This is a genomic window from Providencia sp. wls1922 (genome assembly GCF_009706505.1).
Lineage (GTDB): Bacteria > Pseudomonadota > Gammaproteobacteria > Enterobacterales > Enterobacteriaceae > Providencia > Providencia lanzhouensis.
In genome coordinates this window covers 48,165-59,520 of the sequence record NZ_WLUG01000064.1, presented here as the reverse complement: position 1 = coordinate 59,520, position 11,356 = coordinate 48,165, and the positions used below count along the sequence as shown (strand labels likewise).

Here is an 11,356-nt window from a genome sequence, read left to right as displayed (position 1 = left end):
CCTTGCTCTATGCCTTGTTCTATACCTTTTTGCATTCCTTCATCCCTGAGTCTCTGTGCAATATTCATAATAGTTTCCTCATATTTTTCAGTTTGATTGATTAAAGCCTGTACTATTTGGGTGTAATCAGTGGAATCCATCACACTAAATAGATAGTTAATAATTAAAATCACATCATCTCGATGATTTTCATTTTCTTTAATCACATGTGCTAAGCGTTTAGATAGCAGAACAATGTCACCCTGTCGGGTTGAATACTTGAAAGCTAACTCCATTGCAGCCACCTTCCGGTGGGTAAGAATTTCATCATCGCTGACAGCATTTACGTCAATCAGTGGTAGGGGATTACAATAAAGGTCATGGGCTAAATCTGACCACTGAAAGCAGTCTGTCCATGAGCGTGAATAAGGGTAAGGCGACGGATCACCATGATAAAACTGAATAGGGACGATAAGGGGTAAAGCATGATGACCGTGTTGTAGATGTTGATTCATTGCGGAGAACGCGTAATGCATTAAGCGCCAGCCCATTAATTTATCTGGAGTCGATTGGTGCTCAACTAATAGATAGAAGTAACCCGAACCTTGTTTTGTTTCGACTCTATAGAGCAAATCAGACAAGCGAGAACGCAGCGTTTTATCTATAAATGAAGCACTCGTTAGTATTAAAGTATCGAAATTACAGTATTGTGTAATACGACTTGGTAAATGAGCCTCGAAGAAATCCCTTGCATTACCAAGCTTAGTCATAAAGCCTTTGAATGCAGAATCATGCGGTTTAGAAACTAAGTGAATAGACATATCGATCCTTATCCCGAGCGGTTGACGACGAGATACTAACCAATATTTTTTAAGGAGTGGAAAAAAGTTAGTCCTAATTCTAGATAATGGCTTGACTGATTAACTTTTTGTTATAAATGGTTTTATTTACTGATTTTAGTAATTAAAAAACACCTCATCGTCGTAATTCAACCCTGAGGTGTCAGGAGATAATTTTAGTCAATGCTGATGAGCTCAGTACAAAACTTCCAAAGAAATTAGTGAGTCTCGTCCGCTTTAATTACACAATCAATGAACTGGTCTGTGACTGTTTAGTATCGGTAAAAAAGATACTGCGGTACGTGCTGTAGTAAGTTGCGTACATAATTGGCATTGAGATAAATAATCCTAAGCCGAATGGGATAATGGAGACAAACATTAGCACCATGGCAATCAGGAAGAATAAGAAGCCGGGTAATAGGTTTTTCTTCACTGCCTGTAAGCTGGCGGAGATAGATGTGCCAATTTTGAAATCATGATTCATGATAAGAGCGGGAGCAAACCACGTTAGTGCAGTGCCAAATAAGCTAGCTAATGCCATGATAATGCCCGCAAATACAAATGTTCCAGTTGATGCAAACAAGGCTGCATCCGAAATACCATCGTATTGGTCAGCTTGCATTACTAAGCTAAAAATGGCCGAGCCAGCAATCAGAAAAGCAATTAACATTCCGACCATATTGGCTGCAAAGTTTATGGCACCAATAGCAAATAGCTCACCAAATTTCTTTTGGAACCCAGAGAAAAGCAAGCCAATATCCGCTTCGCCAGTTTTGCGTTGGTTTTCACAAATTGCAATGATCCCCCCGACGAAAACGGGAGTAACAAAACTCACAAACATGCTGACAATGGGTAGAAAAGCCATAGCAAAGATAATCAGGAAAAAGACAACGTTAATCAGGATCCACATACCTAATTTTTCTTTGACCAGTGCCCACGCTTGGCTAATCCATTCAACGCCTTCTCCTGCTTGAACGGCGCGAGGTTCAGGCGTAAATACAAAACTATCAACGGGCTCTTGAGGTGATGGTGTTTCAGGTGCTGGCGTTACAGGTGATATGTTGTTATCGACATGATCGTGTTCATTGTTCATGGTAAATGACCTATTCGTAGTGATGAATCAGCAATGTTTATTATAGTGTTATGCTGCTATTGATTTATAAATTAAATTTAACTTGGGGATTATGCCTAAAAACTCAACATTATCAAAGCAGAGTAATCTGGTTGCGTGAGAGTAGGCAGGATTATGAAAGCGGGTAGGATGGTGTAGAAGAAGGGATAATAATGAGGCTCCCCGAAGGAAGCCTCATTTTAATTAGTACATGACTTTTTTGCCGTAGCTTTCGAGGATGCTTTTTACTCTTTCCATCACTTCTTTTGACGGTGGTCTCACGCCATCAAGTTTGTATTCTTCACCCATGGTTTCCCATTTGTGTTTACCCAGCTCATGGTAAGGGAGCAGTTCAATTTTCTCTATATTATCCATATCTTTGACAAACTCACCGAGCATATGGACTGAGTGGTCATCGTCACTCCAGCCTGGGACAACGACATAGCGGATCCAGGTTTTTTGATTGCGCTTAGCGAGGTAGCGAGCAAATTCTAAGGTGCGATGATTGGAAACACCCACGAGTTTTTGGTGGATCTCATCATTAAGCTGTTTTAAGTCAAGCATGACAAGATCAGTGACTTCCATCAGCTCATCAATGACGGGGTCATAACGACGAACAAATCCATTAGTGTCTAAACAGGTATGGATGTTTTCTTTTTTACAAGCGCGGAACCAATCACGGACAAAATCAGCCTGTAAAATAGCTTCACCACCAGATGCGGTTACACCACCACCTGTAGCGTTCATAAAATGGCGATAAGTGACGGCTTCTTTCATTAATTCATCAACAGTGACCATGTTACCGGTATGGGTATCCCATGTATCACGATTATGGCAATACAGGCAGCGCATTAGGCAGCCTTGAAAGAAGACAATAAAGCGGATCCCTGGTCCGTCGACGGTACCACAGGATTCGAAGGAGTGAATTCGCCCAAACGTCGCAGGTGGCGAGGTGGTCGAAATTTCAGTCGTTGGAATAGTCTTTTGCGTTGTTGACATAGCAGGAACTCACAGAATGTAGAATTATAATTTGTTATCTTTGACTAAGATAGAAAGGCCCCAATGGGAGGGGCCTTTTATTTATTTTACGTTATAGAATCTTAGCAAAGTCTTACAGAGTACTGGTGAAAGTACGAGTAATAACGTCTTGCTGCTGTTCTTTAGTCAGAGAGTTAAAGCGCACTGCATATCCTGATACACGGATAGTCAGCTGCGGATATTTCTCTGGGTTTTCCATTGCGTCTAACAGCATTTCGCGGTTCATAACGTTCACGTTTAAGTGCTGACCACCCTCGATAGAGGATTCATGGTGGAAGTAACCATCCATCAGACCCGCTAAGTTAGTTTTACGCACTTCGTCGTCTTTACCTAATGCATTTGGAACGATAGAGAAGGTATAAGAAATACCATCTTTCGCGTAAGCAAACGGCAGTTTAGCCACTGAAGTCAGTGATGCAACCGCACCTTTTTGGTCACGACCGTGCATTGGGTTAGCGCCTGGTCCGAATGGAGCGCCAGCACGACGACCATCAGGGGTGTTACCTGTTTTCTTACCATACACAACGTTAGAAGTGATGGTCAGAACTGACTGAGTTGGAACCGCGTTACGGTAAGTAGGCAGTTTCTGGATTTTCTTCATGAAACGTTCTACTAAGTCACAAGCGATGTCATCAACACGTGGGTCGTTGTTACCAAATTGTGGGTATTCACCTTCGATTTCGAAGTCGATAGCAATACCATCTTCGTCACGAATTGGTTTAACTTTTGCGTATTTGATAGCAGACAGTGAGTCAGCTGCAACAGATAGACCTGCGATACCACATGCCATTGTACGGTAAACATCACGGTCATGAAGTGCCATCAGTGCTGCTTCATAGCTGTATTTATCGTGCATGAAGTGGATGCAGTTCAGCGCAGTGACGTACTGAGTTGCTAACCAATCCATAAAGTGGTCCATTTTGTCCATCACGGTATCGAAATCAAGAACTTCGTCCATGATTGGAGCATGTTTAGGACCGACTTGCATTTTCAGTTTTTCGTCCACACCACCGTTGATGGTGTACAGCATAGTTTTCGCTAAGTTTGCACGAGCACCGAAGAACTGCATTTGTTTACCAACAATCATTGGGCTCACGCAACATGCGATTGCGTAGTCATCATTGTTGAAGTCAGGACGCATTAAGTCATCGTTTTCATACTGTACAGATGAAGTATCGATAGACACTTTTGCTGCGAACTTTTTGAAGTTCATTGGCAGTTTTTCTGACCACAGGATAGTCATGTTAGGCTCTGGAGATGGGCCCATGGTATACAGTGTGTTCAGGAAACGGAAAGTGTTTTTAGTCACCATAGTACGGCCATCAAGACCCATACCAGCCAGTGATTCTGTTGCCCAGATTGGGTCACCAGAGAACAGCTCATCGTATTCAGGAGTACGTAAGAAACGAACCATACGCAGTTTCATGACTAAATGGTCAATCAGTTCTTGCGCTTGTTCTTCTGTGATTTTACCTGCTTCTAAGTCACGTTGGATGTACACGTCTAAGAACGTAGATACACGACCAAATGACATCGCTGCACCGTTTTGAGATTTAACAGCGGCTAAGTAACCGAAGTAAGTCCACTGAACAGCTTCTTGTGCGTTAGTTGCAGGACCGGAGATGTCGTAGCCATATTTAGCAGCCATCTCTTTGATTTGACCCAGTGCACGGTGCTGTTCAGCAATTTCTTCGCGCAGTTGGATAGTCATTTGCAGGTCTTCACCTTTCTCTAATCTTTCTTGCAGAGAGGTGAATTGGTTGAACTTGTCTTTCATCAGGAAATCAATACCGTACAGCGCAACGCGACGGTAGTCACCGATGATACGACCACGACCATAAGCATCTGGTAAACCGGTTAAGATACCGGATTTACGGCATTTTAAGATGTCTGGAGTATAAACATCGAAAACACCTTGGTTATGGGTTTTACGGTATTCTGTGAAGATTTTTTTCAGGCTAGGATCTAAAGTACGATCGTAAGCTTTACATGAACCTTCAACCATTTTGATACCACCGAACGGGATAAGACCACGTTTCAGAGGTGCGTCAGTTTGTAAACCAACGATAGTTTCTAAGTCTTTGCTAATGTAACCTGCATCATGGGAAGTGATTGTTGATGCAACGTCTGTATCAAAATCAACTGGCGCGTGAGTGCGGTTTTCGATTTTGATCCCTTCCATGACTTTTTCCCACAGCTTATCAGTCGCTGGAGTAGAGCCTGCTAAGAAAGATTCATCACCTTCATACGGAGTATAGTTTTTCTGAATAAAGTCACGGACGTTGACGTTATTCTGCCAGTCACCTTGGCTAAAACCTTGCCATGCTAAAGCGAATTTTTCATTTAATTCGGACATGATACTTTTACCTTTTAACAATGGATCTTTGAGGGATCTTAATAAATCTTTGTGTACTTGTAATACCGAGTATATTAACCAATTTCGATTAATGTTTTTCGCTATTACGTAGATGCATTAACCAGTAAATTAGGCCGACTAACACTGCGCCGCCAATAATATTTCCGATAGTTACTGGTATTAAGTTTTCGGTAATAAAGTTTCCAACTGTTAAGTTAGAAAATTGTTCTGGTGCCATGTTGATATTTGACCAAAATTCAACAGGGGCGAATTCTTTAATCATGATAGCTAGAGGGATCATAAACATATTTGCAATGCTATGTTCAAAGCCACTAGCGACAAACATTGCGATTGGCAGAACTAATACTACCAGTTTGTCAGTTAGGCTACGACCGGCATAGCTCATCCAAACTGCTAAGCAAACCATTAAGTTAGCTAAAATACCTAAAAAGACAGCTTCAACAAAAGTATGGTGCAATTTGTAGTTAGCCGTTTGAAGAACGTTTAACCCCCATTGCCCATTCGCCGCAGCATATTGGCCTGCAAACCAAATAATAGCGACAAAAAACAGTGCGCCAATTAAGTTGCCAATATAAACGTTGAACCAATTGAGGAACATTTTTCCCCAAGTAATTTTGCCTGTTGCTTTAGATACGATGGTAAGAACAGTGGATGTAAATAAGTCAGCACCGCATACAACAACTAACATTAGTCCAAGGGAGAAGCAGATACCGCCAATCAGTTTAGTAAAACCGTAAGGAGCACTTGCTGCACCTGTCGTTGCAGTGATATAGAAAACGAAAGCGATAGAGATAAAGATACCAGCAGTGAATGCTGACAAGTAGGTAATAGCTGGGTGTTTGTTCGTTTTATAAACACCTGCATCATCAGCAACTTGCGCCATGACAGCAGGAGATAATAAATTAAAAGGGTTGTCAGCTTTCATACTAACACTCTCTTACAAAGTTGATTAATTATAGCACGCAATTATAGTAACAAACGGGTGTGACGATAAATTTGATGTGGATCATGAAGTGTTGAGAGAACGGGGTGGAAACAGTATAAAAAACGTCAAAATTTAATCTAATTATTTGATTTTAATATAAAAAATATTTTTTAAATTTTATAAAAAAATTTTATAAAACAGCTCAAAACGCTCTCGATAAGTAAAATGTTACAGATGATTGTTAATGAATTTCGATAATTATTATGTGATTGAAATTAAATATTGCTTAAGTAAAGATAAAAGCCCAGAGGCTTTTATCTCAAATCATCTTAAACCCCCACCAAGCTTATGGATTTGGTGGGAGGTTTTCTAATTAAGCATTAGCACGCTTCGCTTTTTGTAGCTTTTCGTAAGCTGCTAAAAGCCCTTGATGAGCTGGTAATGCTTTGAGCTCTTCATCAATTGACCATAATCCGTAGAAGCTTGATTCACCCGCAATTGCTGCTGACGCCGCATCTACCGCCTCTTGACCATACATACGGACAAAAGCTTGATAGTATTGAGCTGGCTCTCTTTCTTCTTCTTGGGAAAGTAGCAGCAGAGTATGTAAGCAGCGGTAGTAGTTAGCGCGTTCTGGCGTGAATACGGAACTATTGAAGTCTTGTGTCCATTCAACCCAAGCCAATGCTTGTTCAAGGTCTCCACCCGCTAAGGCTAACATTGATTTCAATTCGCCAATACGTAGATTGCTCCAGCCATTATCTTTACCAACAGCCAAACCTAATAGTTCGCGCACACGGGTAAAGTCATCTAATCCGTCATCATCTAACTGTTCAATGAGAGCAAGATAATCTTCTTTTTCCCACTGACTATCAGGGAGGGACATAATGGTGTCGCGAAGGTAAGCACCCATTGCATTGTTGGCAATATGCAAATCTTCTACAGGATAGATATCTGACATACCTGGCACCAAGATACGGCAGGCATACACACCTAAATGGCTGTAATCTGCGATATACACTTCTGCGTCAAGTTTGTTGAAGATTGCCATTAACGTTGCAAATTCTTCTGTCGTGGTGCCTTTAAAGCTCCAATCTGCAAATGGATAATCCGCATCGTCTTTAAACATATCCCAGCTAATTAAACCGCTAGAATCGATAAAGTGGGTTTCTAAGTTTGTGTGCTCACCGACTTCTTCATCATCAAAGGTTGGGGCGTTAAACACGTCCAAATCTTTCAGTCCACGACCTTGCAGCAATTCTGTGACTGTACGCTCTAAGGCAACACCAAAATCAGGGTGCGCGCCGAAAGAGGCAAAGCAAGTCCCGTTCTGTGGGTTAAACAGCACCACACAGATGACTGGAAATTGGCCACCCAAAGAGGCGTCGTAACAGAAGATAGGGAAGCCTTCGTTTTCCAACGTTTCAATCGCTGCAACGACACCAGGGTAGCGAGCCATCACATCGGTAGGGATCGTTGGTAAACTAATGCTTTCGGCAATAATTTTATTTTTAACAAAGCGCTCAAACACTTCGGATAACCCTTGTACACGAGCCTCGTTTGCTGTGTTTCCGGCTGACATTCCATTAGACACATACAAGTTGCCGACGATATTCATTGGAATATAGACGGTGCTGTTGTCAGATTGGCGTGTGAATGGCAGGGCGCAAATACCGCGTTCTTCATTACCTGATTGCAGGTCAATCAGCTGGCTTCCTGCGAGTGCATTGTCAGGATCATAGAAAGCAACCAAGCGCTCATCCAGCAAACCTGCTGGCAGACTATCATCTTCAGTTAACGGGAACCATTTCTCATTAGGATAATGAACGAAATCCCCCTCAGCGATGGATTTACCTAAATAGAAATCTGCGAAGAAATAGTTGGTGGATAAACGCTCAAAATATTCACCGAGAGCAGAGGCTAAAGCCGCTTTTTTACTTGCGCCTTTACCGTTGGTAAAGCACAGCGGGCACTCTTTGTCACGAATATGAACGGACCAAACATTTGGAACCGGATTCAGCCAAGAGGCTTCTTCGATATCGAATCCTAAATTTTTCAGTTTGGTTTGGAATGCATCAATGGAGTCTTCGAGTGCGGCATCTTTGCCGGGAATAAATGTTTGGCTCATTGTCAGTCACTTGTAAATGGCTTGTTTCAGATAGCCGCTATGATACGGACTTTTTGCCTAGTGCTCACGCTTTTTATTCAAGACAGAAAAATAGCGAAAAATTAAAATTTACTAAAATGACAAAGTCGATCACAAAACTCTCAGATTAAATCCACATAATAACGTGAGTTTATTTTTAATATTATGCTCGTTAATTTTAGTTAAAGGAAAATAGGATGAAAAACCGAAATAAAGCGCTGTTAGCCACACTGGTTTCACTGTTTGCCGCATCAGCATTTGCACAACCGAATATTATGGTGCTGGCAACGGGCGGAACCATTGCGGGTGGTGGAGAATCAGCAACAGGTTCAAGCTACCAAGCTGGGAAAGTAGGAATTGACTCTTTACTTAATGCGGTACCGGAGACTAAAAAAATTGCTAACCTGAGTGGTGAGCAGCTGGTGAATATCGGTTCTCAAGATATGAATGATCAAGTTTGGTTAACTCTCGCAAAAAAAATTAATCAAGATTGCAATAAAACCGATGGTTTTGTGATTACCCATGGTACTGACACCATGGAGGAAACGGCCTTTTTCCTTGATTTAACCACGGCCTGTAAAAAGCCGATTGTGATGGTGGGGGCAATGCGTCCTTCCACGGCTTTGGGCGCTGACGGCCCATTGAACTTATACAATGCCGTCGTATTAGCATCTGATAAATCAGCGGGAGAGCGTGGCGTGTTGATGGCGATGAATGACAAAGTGATCCAAGGTCGCAATGTTATGAAAATGAGCACAACAGAAGTTCAAGCCTTTGATGCTGTGAATGCGGGGGCAGAAGGCTATATTCATGATGGTAAGGTTACCTATTATCAAGCGCCTCAGCCGCGTGGGGATAAACCTGTTTTTGATGTGAGCAAATTAGATAAATTACCGGAAGTGGGTATTGTCTATAACTATGCGAATGCATCTTCAGCACCAGTAAAAGCACTGCGAGAAGAAGGTGTTAAAGGTATAGTGAGTGCCGGTGTTGGTAACGGGAATATGTATAAAACTATTTTTGATGCATTAGCTAATGCAGCGAAAGAGGATGTTGTCGTGGTGCGTTCTAGTCGCGTACCGACAGGCTATACAACGCGAAATGCAGAAGTGAATGATAACGAATATGGATTTGTGGCATCTGAAAGATTGAATCCACAAAAATCTCGTGTGTTACTGCAATTAGCCTTAACACAAACGAAAGATCCGAAAAAAATCCAAGAGATGTTTGAACAATATTAATATTTAATAATAGGCGGCAGAGATGTCGCCTTTATTCTATTTTTATTACGTATAAGCCGTGTTCTTTTGGGGATGAGTTAATTTGTATAATCAAAATAACTCGACAATAAATACCTATAAATAAGGTAAATCAGTTATTATCGAGCAATTCTATATCATCTATTTAACAAATTTAATTATAAAGAACCCACGTCAGGTGTTTGAGCTTCTGGTTTTCCTTGTTTGGATTTTTCTTTAAATACGGCAACATTACCTTCTGATTTAACCGCAGATTTGACTTCTGCTAAACCAGAAAAAATTCCGCCTTTTTTGATGGATAAATTTGAATAGCGAATCGTGCCGTAGATTTCACCATTAGTATCAATACTAATGGTTTCTGAAATACATTCCCCTTCCACTTTACCGTTTACCCACAACTCATTGCTGGTGATATTGCCGGTAACTTGACCATTTTGCATGATTTTAACGGTATTATTTTTACCAGCAATGTTGCCAATGACTGTGCCATAGATATGAACCTGTTCATTGGAGGTAATATTGCCTTCAAATACAACATCTTTGGCGATGATAGTATTGGTTTTTTCTTCGCTGATCATTGGTGACGATACTTGCATTTTTTCCTCAGCAATTTGCTGCATGATTTCTTCTTTATTGATAGTGGGAGTGGGTTCTGGTTTGCTTTGTTTTTTATTGAACATGCGACTAACCTTTTTGTAATTGAAGTATAAAACTAAACAAATGATCGAAGATATAAAGGCAACGGATGCCACGATGGTATATCTAAAAAACCACGCTATCAAAGTAAGAAACCAGAAGAAAAAACTTATGTTCAAAAACAGATATGTTTTCTTCATTCCTTAATCTCTTACACACAAATTTGATAATTAGTATAAATTAAAATAGCACATAACAAATTAAAGAATAGAGGATGATTTTGGTTTTATCTGAAGAAATGAAACTATGTATTTTTAAAAAATAGTCGCTAATTTTCAGCTAAAGAGCAGAAATAGGGAAATGTTAAGTATGTTCAAATAAAAATACCCACTAATAAACATTAAGTAGGTATAATTAACATTAAATGATTCATTAAATAAAGCGCGCTTTTAGTTATTCGCGCCTGATTAAGTCATTATTTAGCTTCGTGCGCAGCACTATTTTCACGACAATCGCCTTCAGCACAGTGACCGTACAAATATAAACTGTGGTTAGAGAGTTTGATACCGTGACGAGCAGCGATGTCATGCTGACGCTTTTCGATTGATTCGTCAGTGAATTCGATAACCTTACCACAATCTAAACAGATCAAGTGGTCATGGTGGTGTTGCTGAGTTAATTCAAATACGGATTTTCCACCTTCGAAATTGTGACGAGTCACAATACCAGCATCATCAAATTGGTTTAATACGCGGTAAACAGTGGCTAACCCGATTTCTTCACCAATATCAATCAGCTTTTTGTAGAGATCTTCCGCACTGACGTGATGGCACTCAGGCTCCTGAAGTACTTCCAAAATCTTTAATCTTGGAAGAGTGACTTTGAGTCCTGCATTTTTCAATGCTTTATTATTGTCTGTCATGCGGGCTTGTCCTGTATTTTAAATCATAAATTTAACAATAATGAGACGTTTTTAACAAAAATCCAGTTGTCTTCTAAACTGATTTACAATTATAGGCATGGAAAATAAAAATAGAAACCATGCA

9 protein-coding genes are annotated in these 11,356 nt (G+C 40.6%); 1 reads left to right on the top strand and 8 read right to left on the bottom strand.

Annotation, left to right across the window (positions count from 1 at the left end):
* The 6 genes from GKR71_RS06200 to ycaO form a co-directional block, all read right to left on the bottom strand.
* Positions 1-800 (bottom strand): Rpn family recombination-promoting nuclease/putative transposase (locus GKR71_RS06200; protein ID WP_154634058.1); only part of this gene is annotated, 800 nt, incomplete at its 3' end.
* A gap of 259 nt (positions 801-1,059) precedes the next feature.
* A complete protein-coding gene (locus GKR71_RS06195) occupies positions 1,060-1,911 on the bottom strand; it encodes a BPSS1780 family membrane protein (protein ID WP_036951815.1) in 852 nt (283 codons plus the stop codon).
* Between the two features lie 222 nt (positions 1,912-2,133).
* A complete protein-coding gene (gene pflA, locus GKR71_RS06190) occupies positions 2,134-2,928 on the bottom strand; it encodes a pyruvate formate lyase 1-activating protein (protein WP_036951813.1) in 795 nt (264 codons plus the stop codon).
* A gap of 112 nt (positions 2,929-3,040) precedes the next feature.
* On the bottom strand, positions 3,041-5,323 hold the full coding sequence (pflB, locus tag GKR71_RS06185) for a formate C-acetyltransferase (protein WP_036951811.1): 2,283 nt from the start codon (positions 5,321-5,323) through the stop codon (positions 3,041-3,043).
* Between the two features lie 88 nt (positions 5,324-5,411).
* Positions 5,412-6,269, bottom strand: coding sequence for a formate transporter FocA (gene focA, locus GKR71_RS06180; protein ID WP_036951809.1), 858 nt, complete (start codon positions 6,267-6,269; stop codon positions 5,412-5,414).
* A gap of 373 nt (positions 6,270-6,642) precedes the next feature.
* On the bottom strand, positions 6,643-8,397 hold the full coding sequence (ycaO, locus tag GKR71_RS06175) for a 30S ribosomal protein S12 methylthiotransferase accessory factor YcaO (protein WP_108478917.1): 1,755 nt from the start codon (positions 8,395-8,397) through the stop codon (positions 6,643-6,645).
* Between the two features lie 215 nt (positions 8,398-8,612).
* On the opposite strand from ycaO, the gene ansB reads away from it, so the two are divergent.
* The gene (gene ansB / locus GKR71_RS06170) at positions 8,613-9,656 is read left to right on the top strand and encodes an L-asparaginase 2 (RefSeq protein WP_036951803.1); all 1,044 of its coding nucleotides are present in this window, start codon (positions 8,613-8,615) and stop codon (positions 9,654-9,656) included.
* A 176-nt stretch (positions 9,657-9,832) separates the two neighbouring features.
* Here ansB and GKR71_RS06165 read toward each other — a convergent pair whose 3' ends face one another.
* Both GKR71_RS06165 and fur read right to left on the bottom strand, forming a co-directional pair.
* Positions 9,833-10,354, bottom strand: a complete 522-nt coding sequence (locus GKR71_RS06165; protein ID WP_230082503.1) for a bactofilin family protein — start codon at positions 10,352-10,354, stop codon at positions 9,833-9,835.
* A 431-nt stretch (positions 10,355-10,785) separates the two neighbouring features.
* Positions 10,786-11,232: a ferric iron uptake transcriptional regulator gene (fur, locus tag GKR71_RS06160; protein WP_036951797.1), complete on the bottom strand. Its 447-nt coding sequence runs from the start codon at positions 11,230-11,232 to the stop codon at positions 10,786-10,788.
* Between the last annotated feature and the right edge of the window lie 124 nt (positions 11,233-11,356).